This is a genomic window from Edaphobacter sp., from assembly GCF_035532915.1.
GTDB lineage: Bacteria > Acidobacteriota > Terriglobia > Terriglobales > Acidobacteriaceae > Edaphobacter.
In genome coordinates this window covers 1-15,511 of record NZ_DATKQC010000374.1, presented here as the reverse complement: position 1 = coordinate 15,511, position 15,511 = coordinate 1, and the positions used below count along the sequence as shown (strand labels likewise).

Sequence of the window (15,511 nt, the reverse complement as noted above, 5' to 3'; positions counted from 1 at the left end):
ACATCTTTCAGCATCACTTCGACGCGCTGGTCGACTTCGTCTTCAACCTCGGTTGCGCCCGCCTGCTCGGCTCCACCCTGCTGCGCCACGTCAACGCAGGCGAGTTCGACCTTGCCGCCCCGCAGTTCCTCCTGTGGGATCACGCCGGAGGAATCGTCGTGCAGGGCCTATTAAAGCGCCGTCAGGCGGAGATGGCCCTGTTCCAGTCAGTTTGATTGCATCTTCATAGGCCGTTCACCCTGGGGCGACTTTTATCAAGGTGTACCCCCTTCGATAGAGAGCTCATCTAATGAAGCTATGGCACTCACACCGAAAAGAATTCTCGAAACCTGCCTCTATGTAGCCGATGTTGACCGCGCAGCGGAGTGGTACCGCCAGATCTTCGGTTTTCCCATTATTTTTCAACAGGAAAACCGGCTTCGCGCATTGCAGGTCGGACAAGAGCAGGTCTTGCTGCTGTTCAAGGAGAAGGGCTCGTTGCGCCCAACAGCAATGCCGGGTGGCGTGCTTCCTCCGCATGATGGTTCCGGGCCGGTGCATCTCGCTTTTTCTATGCAGACAGAGGAAGCGGAAGAGTGGGAGAGCCATCTGAATACGCACGGGGTGGACATCATAGGCCGTGTCAGTTGGGGAGAAGACGATAGGAGTCTTTATTTTCGCGATCCTGACCATCATGTTCTGGAACTGATCAGTGGTGACCATTGGCGGAAGGTCGCCGCCAAGGAGGGCATACAGCGCTAACCCATTGCCGGAAGATGGAATCGGGCGTGAACCGCACGCCCAGGAGTCCACCCACCCCCCAAAGCATCTAATCTCCGTGAGCCTCTAACCCCCGCGGCTTGCGATATTCGCCCGTGCCGTGCCGATAAACGGGCCGTCGCAACCCTCGGAGGTAAGATAAAGTGTTTGGCAAAACAGGAAACGGAGCAAACCCTTGGCAGATACGATTTATGACCTCGTAGTGATTGGCGGCGGACCGGCAGGCTACACCTGCGCCATCCGCGCCGGGCAGTATGGACTCAAAACCGCGCTGGTCGAGTCGACCGACAAACTGGGCGGCACCTGCCTGCACGTCGGCTGCATTCCCACCAAGGCGATGCTGTTCTCCGCCGAGATCTGGGACCACCTCAAGCACGCCGACAAGTACGGCATCGACGGCGTCAGCCAGCCCAAGCTCAACTGGAAGAACGTGATCGCGCGCAAGAACGAGATCACCCTGAAGCACACCAAGGGCCTCGACTTCCTGATGAAGAAGAACAAGGTCACCGTGGTCAACGGCTACGGCCGTCTCACCGGCCCGGCCAAAGAAGGCGTCTTCTCCGTCGAGGTCGACAAGGCTGGCAAAAAGGAGACGGTCAAGGCGAAGAAGGTCGTGCTCGCCACCGGCTCCGACGCGCGCATGCTGCCCGGCTACAAGGCCGATAGCACCATCCTCACCAACGTCGAGGTCCTCTCCATCGACCAGTTGCCCAAGTCGCTGGTCGTCATCGGCTCGGGCGCCGTCGGCGTCGAGTTCGCCTCCATCTTCAAGAGCTTCGGCACCGACGTCACCATCATCGAGGCGCTGCCGCGCATCGTCCCGGCAGAAGATGAAGACGTCAGCAAGGAGCTGCTCCGCCTCTTCAAGAAGCGCGGCATCGACGTGCACATCTCCGCCAAGGTCGACAAGATCGAGAAGACCAAGGAAGGCGTCAACATCCACTTCACCAAGTCCGACGGCAAGGGCGAAGTAAAGTCCGCGGAGAAGGTCCTCGTCGCCGTAGGCCGCGCCCCGCGCACCACCGACGTCGGCCTCGACAAGACCAAGATCACCCCCGACCGCGGCTTCATCGTCACCAACGAGTGGATGGAGACCGCCGAGCCCGGCGTCTACGCTGTCGGCGACATCGTCGCCGGCCTGCCCCAGCTCGCGCACGTGGGATCAATGGCTGGCCTCGTCGTCGCGGCCAAGCTGGCAGGCAAATACGCCCGCGCCGTCAACCGTGGCCGCATCCCCGGCTGCACCTACTGCGACCCGCAGATCGGCAGCGTCGGCCTCACCGAGGCGAAGGCGAAGGAAGCTGGCTACCAGGTCAAGGTGGGCAAGTTCCCCTTCGTCGGCAACTCCAAGGCGACCATCCTCGACTCGCATGACGGCTTCATCAAGGTGGTCTCCGACGCCAAGTACGGCGAGATCCTCGGCGTCCACATCATCGGCCCCAACGCCACCGAGCTGATCGCCGAATGCGTCACCGCGCTCGAACTCGAGGCCACGGTCGAAGAGATGATGTTCACCATCCACGCCCACCCGACGCTGTCCGAAAGCCTGCTCGACGCCTTCAGCAGCGTCGAAGGCATGGCCATCAACGTCTAGGCAACTCTGCATGGGGACAAAATGCCGGGTAAGTCGTGGCATAATGTCCCTATGGCCCAGACTTCAAAATCCCAGCGCGCGCCACAGTTTCTCGCATCGCTGCACCTTGATCTCGAAAGCATCGAGGCTGGGGTTCCCGTCGAAACGATGAGCAGCTTTGTCTCGGCGTCCGGCGTGGAGCTGAAGGACATCTACGAGGTCGTCATTCCGGCCCGCACCTTGAAGCACCGGCGCAGGTTGGTGCAGCCCCTTTCCGCAGCCGAGTCCGACAAGCTTGCCAGACTGGTAAGAGTCTTCGATCAGGCGGTAACGGTCTTTGGGACGATCGAGCAAGCCCGCAACTGGCTGAATAAGCCGAAGAAGCGCTTCGATCAGCGGACGCCAATGCACATGCTTCAGACCGACTTCGGCGGGCGCATGGTGGAGGAGATGCTGGGGCAGATTGACGAAGGCATGTTCGCCTAGTGTCGAAGTCAATACAGGTACTGGAGCTCTGGCGTATCAGTAATCACAAGACGCTCGCCGGCGAGGGTGGGTTGAAATACTCGGCGCGTTGGCACAGCGCCGGACGCAGGATCGTGTATCTTGCCGAATCCCCGGCAGGCGCAATGATCGAAGTGCTGGTCCACCTTGAACTCGAAGAGGATGAGCTGCCCCACTCATACACTCTTCTCCGTGTGGAAGTGCCAAAGGATCTTGCAATCGAAGAGATTCGTACCGGAGGAGACGAGGCGTGGAAGACGAATCACGACCTCAGCAGGCGGCTTGGAGACGAATGGTTGCGGCGAGGGCAAACGGCGCTGGCACGCGTCCCCTCCGCCATTCTGCCGAACACCTTCAACTTTCTTTTGAATCCGCTCCATTCCGATAAGAAATGGGTCCGGATCACCGCTGTAACGAGAGCGGAATTCGATCCTCGCCTGTTGAGACGCATCGGAAGATGAGTCTCAGGAAACAGGATGGTTTTATACTGAACAAGGAGGTCACCATGACCCACAAAGTCGAATTGATCCGGTCCGAAGAAGGGTATGCTGTCCTCTGTCCCGACCTGCCCGGCTGCGTCTCCCAGGGCGCGACTGAGGAAGAGGCTTTAGCCAATATCAAGGACGCCATCAAGGACTATCTCGAAGTCGTGGAAGAGATGAAGCGCCGCCGCGAGATCCGTTACGTGGAAGTTATCGCGTCCTGATGGGAAAGCTTCCGGGGATATCACATCAGCAGGCAATCAAGGCACATCAGCGGGCTGGCTTTGAAATCATTCGGCAGAGCGGCCATATCATCCTGTCCGACGGCATCGCAACGGTAGTCGTTCCGCGAGCAAATCCAGTCAACGCTTACACCATGTTCGCCATCGTCAAAGCCGCTGGACTCACCATCGAGCAGTTCCGCGAATTGCTGTAGCCCGTGTTCCTCCACCTCCTCCATCTCGGCCGCATCCCCTACGCAGAGGGCCTCGCCCTCCAGCAGAAGGTCGTCGCCGCGCGCAAGCAGAACCTTATCGGCGACACGCTGCTCCTGCTCGAACACCCGCCGGTGCTCACCCTTGGCCGCAACGCCAGCCGCTCCAACATCCTCGCCAGCGATGAGTTCCTCGCCCAGCGCGGCATCGAGCTGCACGAGATCAATCGCGGCGGCGACGTCACCTACCACGGCCCCGGCCAGCTCGTCGGCTACCCCATCATCGACCTGCGCGGCGATCTCCCCGGCAAGAAGGGCCCACACCTCGGCCCGGTCGACTACGTCCGCCTGCTCGAAGAGGTCCTCATCCGCACCTGCGGCGACTTTGGCGTCATGACTCAGCGCATCGCCAAGCGCACCGGCGTCTGGACGGTCCCCGGCGGCAGCATACAGGAGAAAAAAATCGCCGCCATCGGCGTCCACGTCTCGCAGGGCGTCACCTCGCACGGCTTCGCGCTCAACGTCACCACCGACCTCCGCGACTTTGAGTGGATCATCCCCTGTGGCATCACCGACCGCGCCGTCACCAGCCTCGAGCTCGAAGCCGACGGCGGCCACCAGCCAACCATGGAGAACGCCATCAACTCCGCCGCCCGCAACTTCGGCCGCATCTTCGAGCGGCAGGTACTCTGGAGCGAATCGCTCGACGAGATCCTGCATCAAAAAACCGTATCGGAGTAGAAGAGCGAATCACCCAAACCCGCGTCATCTCGACCGAAGCGCGGCGCAGTGGAGAGACCCCTGTATTCACTTTCTCCGCAATTCCCCGCCTGGGTGCGGATACCGTCAATCGAACGCCGATTATCGGCTCAACATGCCAGTTTTCAATGCGCAGTCTTATAATCCAAAGGTGCGTGGCAATATAACCAGCGCCCGGTAACACCATAAGGAATCTTCATGCCGACTGACGTAGTTATGCCCCAGATGGGCGAATCCATCACCGAAGGCACCATCACCAAGTGGCTCAAAAAGCCCGGCGACACCGTCCAGCGCGACGAACCGCTCTTCGAAATTTCGACCGACAAGGTCGACGCCGAGATTCCCTCGCCCGTCGCCGGCACCCTCTCCGAGATCAAGGTCGCCGAAGGCGCGACCGTCGGCATCAACACTGTCGTCGCCACCATCGCTGAAGGCGGCTCCGCTGCCGCCGCTGCCCCGGCAAAGACTGAAACCGCCGCCGCTCCGGCTGCCGACACCGTCACTCCCGCCGCCGCTGAAACCCCCGCAGCGACTCAGGGCAATCCTCCCGCGCCCGCCGCTGCCGAACAAGCCGCTGGCCCCGGCACCGAAGTCCTGATGCCGCAGATGGGCGAGTCCATCACCGAGGGCACCATCACCAAGTGGCTCAAGAAGGTCGGCGACACCGTCCAGCGCGACGAGCCCATCTTCGAGATCTCGACCGACAAGGTTGACGCCGAAATTCCCTCGCCCGTCGCCGGTACTCTCTCCGAGATCAAGGTTGGCGAAGGCAAGACCGTCACCATCAACACCGTCGTCGCCATCATCGGCGGCGCCGCCGGAAAGTCGGCTCCCGCTGCCACCCCCGCCGCTGCCGCGCCTGCCGCCGCGACAAAAGCCGCACCCGCTGCTGCTCCCGCACCTTCGGCAACGGAGGGTGAGCGTCTCCGCTCCTCGCCGCTGGTGCGCAAGATCGCCAAGGACAACAACGTCGATCTCACCCAGGTTCCCGGCACCGGCTCCGAAGGCCGCATCACCAAGACCGACATCCTCGGCCACCTCGAGGGTGGCGCGAAGCCCGCCGCCGCCGCAGCGCCCGTAGCTTCGGCTCCTGCCGCCGCGAGGCCCGCTCCGGCAGCCTCCCAGCCGCAGCCCGGCGAACTCGTCCCCTTGACCAAGATGCGCTCCATCATCGCCCAACGCATGGTCGACTCCAAGCGCACCAGCCCGCACGTCCACACCGTCTTCAAGGTGGACATGACCCGCATCGTCAAGCTGCGCGAAAAAGAGAAGAACAAGTACGAGCAGCGCAACGGCGTCAAGCTGACCTACATGCCCTTCATCACCCGCGCCGCCATCGTGGCCCTGCGCAAGCACCCCGTCGTCAATGCGTTCTTACAGGGCGACGCCATCCTCTACAACAAGAACATCAACATCGGAATCGCCGTCGCGCTCGACTGGGGCCTGATCGTTCCCGTGCTCAAGCAGACGGAAGAGAAGAACTTCCTCGGCATCGCTCGCGGCATCGTCGATGTGGCCGGACGCGCCCGCAACAAGAAGCTCGCCCCCGACGAGATCTCGGGCGGCACCTTCACGCTCACCAACTCCGGCATCTTCGGCGAGCAGTTCGGCACGCCGATCATCAACCAGCCGCAGAGCGCCATCCTCGGCATCGGCGGCCTCAACAAAGAGGCCGAAGTGATGACCGACCATGACGGCAACGACGTCATCGCCATCCGCTCCATCCAGCGCTTCGCCCTCGGCTTCGACCACCGCATCGTCGACGGAGCCGACGCCGGAAAATTCATGTCCGACTTCAAGGCCTACCTGGAAAACTGGTCCGAAGACATCGGATAAAGAAAGATCGGCAGAAAATAAAGCGGCAGACGAATCCCGTCTGCCGCTTTTGTCGTTCGCGGCAAAATTCAGAGAAAAAATACCTCGCGCCTCAATTGATACTTATGACCAGAACGACTATATTTATAGTTGATATAGATGTATTTATCATGGAATGCAAAAGAGGGAGGCAACTATGGCTGTCTGGCAGGTGCAGGAAGCAAAGACACGCCTCAGCGAAGTGATCGAAGAGGCCAACAGCAAAGGCCCACAGTTCATCACCCGGCACGGTTCGGAAAGAGCGGTCATTCTTTCCATCACGGAGTACCGTTCCCTGACCGCACACAAACCAAATCTGAGGGAGTACCTGCTGAGTGGCCCAAAGGTGGACAGCTTCGAGGTGCCCCGGGACCGCGATACAGGGCGGAAGGTTAACCTGTGAGCGTGCAGTCGCAATATCTGCTCGACACCAATATCCTGTCGGAGACACGCAAAAAGCAGGCCGACGAGCGGGTGATCTCGTTTCTGTCCTCGACCGAACCGTCCACGCTTTATATCAGCGTCCTCACGCTTGGAGAGTTGAGGAAAGGCGTTGCCCTCAAAAAGCGGTCCGATAAAGATGCTGCGAAGAAGATTGCGGCATGGGTGGATGGATTGGAGTTCAGCTTTAGCGACCGCATCCTCGGCATCGATGCAGCGACGGCAAGTCTATGGGGAGAGCTGTCCGCGCAACGTCCAAGGCCCGTCATCGATACGCTTCTGGCTGCAACTGCGATCGTGCATGAGCTAACGCTCGTCACGCGCAATACCGGCGACGTGCGGGACATCGACTTGAGACTGCTCGATCCCTGGAAGAAATGAAAAAGATAAGGAAGTAAGCCTCCGCCTCATTTCCTACAGCAGCGCCTTCGCCTTCAACACCAGCTCCACCGCTTCCTCAGCCGTCTTCCCCACCGCCGACAGATGCCCCATCTTCCGGCCCTTGCGCGGCTTGTGCTTCTCATACAGATGCAGCCGCACGCCCGGCACCGCCAGCGCAGCGTCGAACCGCGGCTCCCGCGCCGTTCCATCCGGGTTCAGCCACACTTCGCCCAGCAGGTTCGCAATCGCCGCAGGCTGCACGATCTCCACCTCGCCCAGCGGCAGATCGCACACCGCGCGCACCAGTTGCTCGAACTGGCTGGTCACACACGCCCGCTCGCTGGCGTGATAGCTGTTATGCGGCCGTGGAGCAAGCTCATTCACCAGCAACCGCCCATCTTTCGTGCAGAACATCTCCACCGCCAGCACACCCTCAAGCTGGAACGCGTCCGCGATCTCTTCGGCGAGCCTTCGCGCCTCGGCCTCCATCGCTGCAGGCAGCGGCGCAGGCATCGCGCTCCACGCCAATATCTGCTCCTCGTGATGATTCCACGCCGTCGGAAAAACTTTAACCTCGCCATTGGGAGCACGCGCCACCATCACCGAGATCTCGCGCTCCAACTCAATGGCTTTCTCCGCGACTCCCGGCCCTTCGCCCAGCGCCTCCCATGCCCCGCGCACCTCGTTCTCAAACGAAGCTCCGGCAGCGAACCCAACCTTGCCCTGCCCGCGCCCATCGTAGCCTCCGGTCGCGCTCTTGCAGAAACACCGGCCGCCAAGCTCGCCGATCGCGCTGCGCAGTTCGTCGAGCGACCGCACCGCGCGATACTCGCCGATAGGAAAGCCGTTCTTCTTCAGCCAATCCTTCTGCTCAATCCTGTCCTGAATGATCGCGAGCATCGCGCCGCCCGGACGCACCGGCGCAAACTTCGCCGCCGCCTCCATGCTCGCTGCCGCAATCTGCTCAATCTCGAGCGTGACCACATCGCATCCACGCGCCAGGTTCGCAGCCTCGCGCGCATCGTCCCATCCGGCCTCGATGCATCCATCCACCACAAAACGCGCCGGACAAGCCGGGTCCGGGTCGAGCACAACGATGCGATAACCCATCGCGCGCGCCGCCATCGCCGTCATGCGGCCAAGCTGCCCGCCGCCAAAGATGCCAATCGTCGCGCCGGGAAGGATCGGCTTCGCCGCACGCAAATTTTTCTGCGAACCAGACAAGCTTTTCTGCGAATCAGCCAAGCTCACGCGCCCGCCTCATCTTCGCCAACCACCTGCCCCAACACCTCATCACGCCGCGTCGCACGCCACTCCACCAGTCTCAGCCGCAGCGCCGGATCGGTCGTAGCCAGCATCGCAACTGCCAGCAGCCCCGCGTTCGCAGCACCCGCCGCGCCAATCGCCAGCGTGGCAACAGGAACTCCCTTCGGCATCTGCACGATGCTCAGCAGCGAGTCCATCCCCTGCAGCGCGGTCGCGGCAATGGGCACGCCGAGCACCGGAACCACGGTCTTCGCCGCCAGCATTCCCGGCAGATGCGCCGCCCCGCCCGCGCCCGCGATGATCGCCCGCAGCCCGCGTCCAACCGCCGCATCGGCGTATTCAAATAGCAGCTCCGGTGTGCGATGCGCCGAGACCACGCGCACCTCGTGGGGCACGCCAAACTCCTTCAGCACCTCGACGGCGCTCTTCATCACCGCATAATCATTGCGGCTTCCCATCACGATCCCAACCAGTGGCTCGGCACTCATAGACCACGATTATACGGTTTTGCACCGCTTAACAGCGATAAGACATAACGATACGACCACGGATTACGCGGAGGAACGCGGATTTAGAAACTTAACACCGATCTGCACCGATACCACCGATCTAAAACATCGGCATCGGATCCCTCCGCATTTAAAATCCGTATTGGTCCGCGTAATCCGTGGTCGGTCTTCAAATCGGTGGCATCGGTGCAGATCGGTGTTAAGCCTTCCTTCGTTCAACGGCGAAAGTAGTCCACCGCCACCTGGACCATCGTCACCAGACCACCGGCAGCCGTGAACAGCCCCTTCATCCGCTGCACGCTGCGCTCATGCCGCTCCACGCGCCGCTCCAACTGGGTCAGCCGCCCCGGCTGCCCAATCCCCATCACCTGCTGCATCTGGCTCTTCAACACGCTCAGGTCGGCCAGCACCTGTCCTTCAAACTCAGTCATCATGCCCCCCTTACGACCCCACTGGTAAATCCGTAAATACCGCACTCGAAAAACGCGAATACATCGGCGGCGTCGAGCCGTCGTACATCCGCACGTAGTACCGCTCCACCTGCGCCTCGCGCGGAATCGTGAAATTCCGCACCGCGCTGCGCAGCACCAAATCCTGGTCCACGCCCGTCCCAAAGTCCCAGTCCCTGCGCCGCACCTCGAAGCCGCCGCCCGCAGGCGCAGCCATCCCGGCATCGACCTGCAATGCAGTCCCGGTCGCACTCACAATTTGTAACTGTTGCAGGTTCTGAAGCACGTTGCCCACAGCAGCCTCCGCCGTCTGCGGCAGCAGAGCGTCCGCCGCAATCGTCTCCGACAGCTTCAGCCCCAGCCCCTCGGCCCAGTCGTTCGCAAACGCGATGCGATACGTCAGCACTTCGGGCCACGCCATGCCGTCGACGATCTCCACACGCCGCGCCACTACATTCATCGTCGTGCCGCCGTTCGCGATGGCCAGCACGTCCCCCGGCCAAACGTCCGCAGGATTCACCGCAGCATACGTTCCCGCAATCGCCGCCGCCCGGCTGGTCGAAAAGCTGAGCACCGCGAGCGCCGCATTTTCACAATCGACCGAACTCCGCGCCGCGGGTGATACCGCCTTGCCCAGCCACTGCGCCGTCCCCGGCATGTTACCCGCAGCCTCGGCGGCAACACTGGCCGCATTCTCCAGCCGCGCCACAGCACGCTGCTCGCCGCGATACACCACGGTTACAAGTTCCCCCGCAATGGGAACGCGTCCTGCCAAAAATGTAACCTTTCCGGTAGCAGATACGGTGCAGTCCACTCCCTCACCCGCTGTGCCGATCAGCCGTGTAAACTTCGTGCCATTCGTCAGCGTGCTCACCACCCAGGCCGAGCCCGTTTGCGTCAGTCGGCAATATCCCATCGACCCAAAGAGCTGCACGCTGTTTACCGCGGCAAAGCTGCATCTCGCCGCCGAACTCGCCACCGCGCCGTCGTACAGCACCGTCGCCGGAGTATTCGAAGCCACGCCGAGATCCTGCACCTCAAACACAACGCTCATCGGAGCCGGAACCACGCCGCCGCCGAAGCTCTGCACAGCGCCATCTACCATCGCATAGAAGGTCTGCAACACCCGCTGCGCTTCAACACAATGCAGCCGGATGCGCAGTGTATAGGTATGTCCGCTCAGCAGCGTCAGCGCCGTACCCACCTCCGCTCCATTCACAAACGGAACCGCGACGGTCGCTCCGCCGCTCTGGCGCACGTTGTAACCCGCAAAGCAGTTCGCGCTCTCCACCGTGCCCGAGTACAACCCGCACACGATACCGGTGCTGCCCGCCGTCAGTTGCAAACTGCCCGCCTCGATCACCAGCGTCCCGCCAAGCTCTACCGCGTCAATCGCGGTCAGGGTCGTCTGTCCATCGAAGCCGTTGCCTCCTATCATCGTCAGGCCAGCCGCGCCGAACCCCAGGTGCGCTCCCGGATCGGTCAACTGCCACACCCGCGAATTAACCGCGCCTTCGTTGAAGCTATCGGTCAACAGGTTCGACGAGTTGGCCGTCTTCTTCGGACGAAACGGCGTCTGCGCCAGTTGAAATGCCGTCGTCGTGCCATCACCCGCGAACGTCTCGCTGATGTAAGCCGCAGGCTCGATCTCCCCGCTCAACGTCACATCGTTGGCCAGCTCCTTCACCGACGCCGTCTTCAGCGCCGCGATCTGCAACGTGCCATCGCCATCACTCAATGCGTGGGTCACGGAACCCGCGGACTGCATGCTCACCGCACCATCGAGCACGCGATACGCCGCGTAGGCCACGCTGGCAAGCTGTCCCGCGTTTTCCGACCACGTCGCTGTTTCTGTCGGCTCGAAGACACCAATTACTTGCCCCTCTGCAATGCCGGTCGTTGTAAACAATCCAGCATCCACGCGGTTGGTCAGCGTAGTCAGCGCCGGCCCCGCCGCCTGCGCCAGCCCCGTGCCGCTCAACACGGATGATTGCTTGTCCAGCAGCCACTCATCGCTGACCGCGCTGAACGCATAGCGATACACCGGCCCCATCGTCGCCACGCCTGCGTAGACGCGCTCCGGTTCGGTCGCAACATAACCCGTGAACAGAACGGTTCCCGCATCCGACATCACCACCACGCGCCCTCGCCGCGCAGGCACAGGCAATGTGCTCGCACTGACGTCAAGCATCCCGCTGCATAGAGAAGGCGCGTTCAACACGCGCTCGATCTTCAGCGCTCCGTCGGCGGACACAGCATGGCTGTAGTCCACGGCACCCGCGCCGTCCAGATTGTCGATCGTCATCTTCACTGCGCCACCTCCTGCGTCACGGTGCTCGTCAGCGGAGCCAGCCCGCGCATCTGCCTCACCTCGTCGATGGTCAGCACGCCCGCCTTCAGCAGCGTGGTCTGTATCTGCACCTCTTCCGTCTCGTCCCTGCTCTCCAGGTCGTTGAAGCAGAACTCGAACTCGCGCCATCCCAGCTTCTTCGCGAACAGGTCGCGCGTAATGTGCTCGGCCAGCAGCTTCGCCACGGGGATGATGGCGCTCTGGAACGCTTCGTCCGCCATCTCGCCCGCCGTCGAGCGCGTCAGGCCCGTTTGCAATCCCAGCAGCATCGGCGGCAGCTCGAACGCATTGGCAATCAGGCGAATCAGCATCTCCTGCCACGCCAGCCGCAGATCGGCATCGGTGCCACCGGCAAAGCGCAACACCTCGGGCTTCTGCTCGCAGCTCAACAAAGGCACGCGGCCGGTGCCTTCAATCTCGTCCTGCCACCAGCGAATCAGGCGGTCGTGCTGCTCGGGCGTTGCCTCATTCAACCAAAGCGCATACTGCACCACGGAGTTCGACGCGAGCCGACCGGCATAGCGGTTCGCGCTCAAAAACTGGTTCACCGTCTCGAACGCAACCTCCAGCCGCCCCAGCCCGAACGGTGTATGCGTGCGCGGATTGAGCCGCAGATACATCAGCTCGTCATCGAGCAGAGGGATCAAACCCTCGCGCCCCAACTGGCCTGTGGCCTGCGCGTAGCGCGGCTTCGATGGATCACCGTCCCACTTACTGTCGATCTGGATCGTCGCTCCATCGACTGCCCAGAGATGAAACGGCCGCGCCGCATCGCCGGTCGCCTCCATCTCCACCGCGCCAAAGCCGCCGACGATCAGGTCTTCGAGCACCTGCTCCCACAGCACGCGAAAGCTGTCCGCGGCGTTCGGCTCTTCGAGACAAAGCCGCAGCGCGTTCAGCCGCGCCGTCGCATCGGCCACGCTCGCCGCATCGTAGCCGCGGCGCACGCGAACCTGCCAGTCCATGCTGGCGATCTTGTCCTTCACCACGTTGATCGCCCGCCGCACCACCGGCGTCTCCGCGAACTTCCGCAGGTTCGCCGGCGTGGGCTTGGGCAGGGCACTCTGCCCCGTCCGCCCCGCCTGGTACGGCGTAAAGATCGAAGGCAGCATCGAAGTCTTGCGCTCGCCCACCGCCACATCCACCGCTGCCTCAACGCCCGCCAGCTTCTCCCAGACATCCTTCACCATCGTCCGAACTCCCATGCCTCACCTCTCTCTTTCCGTATCCGTTCAAAAAAGAAAAAGGCACAGCCCATGGGCCATGCCTCAAATCAAAATCAGCGCTTAGTAACTAATCTCTATCGGTTCAAACTCGTAACTCCACCCGCGCCGCCTCTGCCACTCGCGCCAGATCGCTCACCGTCACCACGCGAATCTCTTCGCGCTCCATCGCCTCGATGCCAAAGCGATAACGTTCCATCGCCTCGTCTTCTATATCGGAGACAGACCGCAGCGGCTCGACAATTGCCGTCAGCTCCAGCTTCGCGCTCTCCACCCGCAGCACGCCTTCGCGCAACTGCGGAGCCGAATAGGCCAGCCCCTTCGCCGCCTCCACATCGTTGTCCAGCGACACTGCCTGGAACATTCGAATCACACCGTTCGGCCGATAGCCGCAGTCGATCTTCATCGGATCGCCCGGCCGTGTATACAGCGACGCCGCAATCCTCTTCCGCATCAGCCCCCAGACCCCGGCGCGCTCAAACTCGCTGCGCATCGCGCCTGCAATCGCCGCGCGTCCCGTCCGCTGGCGCGAGACCTTAATCTTCAGCGGCTCGACGTACATCCGCATGAGTTGCTCCAACTCCGCAGGCATGCTCTCGGCCAGCGAGGCGCGCGCCTCGGAGATCTGCACCGAGTTCGACAGCGTGTCCTGCAACAGCGCCAGCACCGGCTTGGGATCGGTCGCGCTCATCCGCAGCCGCTCGGCGATCTCTCCCTCCAACGCCTCCAGCAGGCCAATGTCGGCATCCGCATCCATGCACCGAACCCTGCTCCAGTCCCGCGTAAAACGCACCACCGCGCTCTCGGCCTTCGCTGCCTCGCGCAGCAAAACACCGATGTTGGTAAACTCGCCCTTCACCACATCCGGCACATACCGGATAAGGAAGAACTCGCACGGCAACCGCTCTTTCACGTCCTGCTCCTCCTTCTCCTCGTCATCACGCATCGATCTAACGTAAGCAATCCATCGACCAATCCCCTACATCACAAACTTACCCGCTCCACTCACCTCTGCAAACTGTCTTGGCACCACAATCGTGTTTCCCGTATCCCACAACGGGAACGGCTCCCGATTCGAATCCCGAAACGACGCGATCAACTCTCGCACTCGCGACCGCCGCCGCAGCATCTGTTCCATCAGCCGTTCGATCACCGCGGTATCGCCGCCATACCACTCCGGCGGAACCGCCTCGGCGATCTCCCACAGCACACCCGCGTCGATGTTCTCCACGCGGCTCAGCCACGGCTCGAAGCTCTGCCATCCCGTCACCCGCGCGTACACCTTGTTGCGTGCGTAGACGCCACGCAGCGGCGCGTCGGGAAACGTCCACTCCCCTGCGTTGAAGCAGAAACCCTGATCGATAAACGTGGCGCGATACTTGCGCTCACGCGGCTTGCGCTCAAACACTGCCTGCCGCCCGTTGCAGTTGCCCGCCCACTTATCGATGCACAGCATTCCGGCGAACTCCGCCAGGTTTCTTACCTCGTCCAACTGCTGCTCGGGGAGATAGTCAACCACCTGTCCCGGCATCAACCCGCCAACAAACTGCGATCCAAACTGCAGTCCCGCGACATAGCGCTCGCGGCCGCGTCCCGACTCCACCTGCATCTCGAGAGTGTTGGCCACCAGCCACTCCGTTACCTCGACCACATCGCTCGGCGGCACGGTCAGGCCGACTGCTGCGGCCAGCCGGGTTGCGATCAATTCATTGGCCAACACGCGCAGGTGCTGCGGATTATTTTGAAACTTCACCACCCACAGCTTGCCGTCGGCCCCCAGCATCAACTGGCTCTGCGCCCCGCCCCGCATCCTTCGAATCGCCTGCACCGCCAGAACCGCCAAGCCTTAATACCTCCGCAACAGAATAACGCGCTTTGTCCTGCCGGACGGGCCTCCTGCGCGGAGCGCGGCCACTTCGTGGCGTGTATACGCCTTCGGGTGGCCCTCCCGTTGGTCGGGATCAAGGATCGTTGCCGACCAACGGAAGGCCCTCAGCCGTTGATATCACCACAACAAGGTACACACGCCACGAAGTGGCCGCTCCGCGCGCAGCGGGCCCGTCCGGCAGGACATCATCTCTTCTTAATAATCATCTCCGCGCGTACGGTCTGAGCGATGGCCATGGCCATCACACAGTCGTCGTGCGCTCCGTTGGCCGCGCCGGTCCCGCCCGCTGGCAGCGAGATATACGTGCGGCACTCGCTCAGCAGCCTTCTACTCGCGAACCTCTCCGGCGACTCTACCAGCAGCGCTCCCATGCGGCTGATGATCTCCGGCTTGCTCGCCATCGTGGTCAGCCATCCCTGCTCCCCGCCCTGACGATAGACATTCGCATAGTGCTCTGAGTCGCTCAGAAAAGCCAGCACGGCGTGTCCATGATTATTGCGCTCGACGACAATGATTGCGTCGTTGTACTTTCGCGCCAGCTTCACTGCCTCCGCTGCCAGGTCTCGAGGCTTGATCCTCTGCTGCAACTCCGCGCACTGCATTCCCGTCTCCATGTCGATCACCTGCGCCGCCGCGAAGT

Annotated in this window: 18 protein-coding genes and 1 pseudogene; 11 read left to right on the top strand and 8 right to left on the bottom strand. The window is 62.0% G+C overall.

The genetic code is table 11. The features are described 5' to 3' along the window. The 11 genes from VMU57_RS17735 to VMU57_RS17685 form a co-directional block, all read left to right on the top strand. Positions 1 to 215 (top strand): lysozyme (locus VMU57_RS17735; RefSeq protein ID WP_325385837.1); only part of this gene is annotated, 215 nt, incomplete at its 5' end. A gap of 82 nt (positions 216 to 297) precedes the next feature. After that, positions 298 to 741, top strand: a complete 444-nt coding sequence (locus tag VMU57_RS17730; protein ID WP_325385835.1) for a VOC family protein — start codon at positions 298 to 300, stop codon at positions 739 to 741. Positions 742 to 934: 193 nt separating this feature from the next. After that, entirely contained in the window at positions 935 to 2,353 is a 1,419-nt protein-coding gene (gene lpdA, locus VMU57_RS17725) for a dihydrolipoyl dehydrogenase (RefSeq protein WP_325385833.1), read from the top strand. Between the two features lie 51 nt (positions 2,354 to 2,404). After that, entirely contained in the window at positions 2,405 to 2,818 is a 414-nt protein-coding gene (parS, locus tag VMU57_RS17720) for a type II toxin-antitoxin system Xre/ParS family antitoxin (protein WP_325385831.1), read from the top strand. Further along, a complete protein-coding gene (locus VMU57_RS17715) occupies positions 2,818 to 3,297 on the top strand; it encodes an RES family NAD+ phosphorylase (protein WP_325385829.1) in 480 nt (159 codons plus the stop codon). The genes parS and VMU57_RS17715 overlap by 1 nt, the downstream gene beginning before the upstream one ends. Positions 3,298 to 3,341: 44 nt before the next feature. Next, positions 3,342 to 3,542 carry a type II toxin-antitoxin system HicB family antitoxin gene (locus tag VMU57_RS17710; protein WP_325385827.1) on the top strand — a complete coding sequence of 67 codons (201 nt, stop codon included), beginning with the start codon at positions 3,342 to 3,344 and terminating at the stop codon, positions 3,540 to 3,542. Continuing rightward, positions 3,542 to 3,754, top strand: a complete 213-nt coding sequence (locus VMU57_RS17705; RefSeq protein ID WP_325385825.1) for a type II toxin-antitoxin system HicA family toxin — start codon at positions 3,542 to 3,544, stop codon at positions 3,752 to 3,754. The genes VMU57_RS17710 and VMU57_RS17705 overlap by 1 nt, the downstream gene beginning before the upstream one ends. Positions 3,755 to 3,757: 3 nt before the next feature. Further along, positions 3,758 to 4,492, top strand: a complete 735-nt coding sequence (gene lipB, locus VMU57_RS17700; RefSeq protein ID WP_325385823.1) for a lipoyl(octanoyl) transferase LipB — start codon at positions 3,758 to 3,760, stop codon at positions 4,490 to 4,492. A gap of 216 nt (positions 4,493 to 4,708) precedes the next feature. Further along, entirely contained in the window at positions 4,709 to 6,346 is a 1,638-nt protein-coding gene (gene sucB / locus VMU57_RS17695) for a 2-oxoglutarate dehydrogenase, E2 component, dihydrolipoamide succinyltransferase (RefSeq protein WP_325385821.1), read from the top strand. Positions 6,347 to 6,521: 175 nt separating this feature from the next. Continuing rightward, a complete protein-coding gene (locus VMU57_RS17690) occupies positions 6,522 to 6,767 on the top strand; it encodes a type II toxin-antitoxin system Phd/YefM family antitoxin (RefSeq protein WP_325385819.1) in 246 nt (81 codons plus the stop codon). Next, the gene (locus VMU57_RS17685; protein WP_325385817.1) at positions 6,764 to 7,186 is read left to right on the top strand and encodes a type II toxin-antitoxin system VapC family toxin; all 423 of its coding nucleotides are present in this window, start codon (positions 6,764 to 6,766) and stop codon (positions 7,184 to 7,186) included. The genes VMU57_RS17690 and VMU57_RS17685 overlap by 4 nt, the downstream gene beginning before the upstream one ends. Positions 7,187 to 7,219: 33 nt before the next feature. Here VMU57_RS17685 and purK read toward each other — a convergent pair whose 3' ends face one another. The 8 genes and pseudogenes from purK to VMU57_RS17645 all read right to left on the bottom strand — a co-directional run. Further along, on the bottom strand, positions 7,220 to 8,410 hold the full coding sequence (gene purK, locus VMU57_RS17680; protein ID WP_325385815.1) for a 5-(carboxyamino)imidazole ribonucleotide synthase: 1,191 nt from the start codon (positions 8,408 to 8,410) through the stop codon (positions 7,220 to 7,222). Between the two features lie 23 nt (positions 8,411 to 8,433). Next, the gene (purE, locus tag VMU57_RS17675; RefSeq protein WP_325385813.1) at positions 8,434 to 8,940 is read right to left on the bottom strand and encodes a 5-(carboxyamino)imidazole ribonucleotide mutase; all 507 of its coding nucleotides are present in this window, start codon (positions 8,938 to 8,940) and stop codon (positions 8,434 to 8,436) included. Between the two features lie 236 nt (positions 8,941 to 9,176). Then, complete coding sequence (locus VMU57_RS17670; protein ID WP_325385811.1) at positions 9,177 to 9,395, bottom strand: hypothetical protein; 219 nt, start codon at positions 9,393 to 9,395, stop codon at positions 9,177 to 9,179. Positions 9,396 to 9,402: 7 nt separating this feature from the next. Next, positions 9,403 to 11,721 (bottom strand): hypothetical protein, encoded by a 2,319-nt coding sequence (locus VMU57_RS17665; RefSeq protein ID WP_325385809.1) that lies wholly within the window; start codon positions 11,719 to 11,721, stop codon positions 9,403 to 9,405. Then, positions 11,718 to 12,965 carry a phage portal protein gene (locus tag VMU57_RS17660; protein ID WP_325385807.1) on the bottom strand — a complete coding sequence of 416 codons (1,248 nt, stop codon included), beginning with the start codon at positions 12,963 to 12,965 and terminating at the stop codon, positions 11,718 to 11,720. Before VMU57_RS17660 ends, VMU57_RS17665 begins: the two co-directional genes overlap by 4 nt. 103 nt (positions 12,966 to 13,068) lie before the next feature. After that, complete coding sequence (locus tag VMU57_RS17655; protein WP_325385805.1) at positions 13,069 to 13,929, bottom strand: DUF3037 domain-containing protein; 861 nt, start codon at positions 13,927 to 13,929, stop codon at positions 13,069 to 13,071. A 33-nt stretch (positions 13,930 to 13,962) separates the two neighbouring features. Next, a complete protein-coding gene (locus VMU57_RS17650; RefSeq protein ID WP_325385802.1) occupies positions 13,963 to 14,826 on the bottom strand; it encodes a HipA family kinase in 864 nt (287 codons plus the stop codon). A 230-nt stretch (positions 14,827 to 15,056) separates the two neighbouring features. Beyond that, a pseudogene (locus VMU57_RS17645) lies at positions 15,057 to 15,511 on the bottom strand (terminase); the annotation flags it as partial.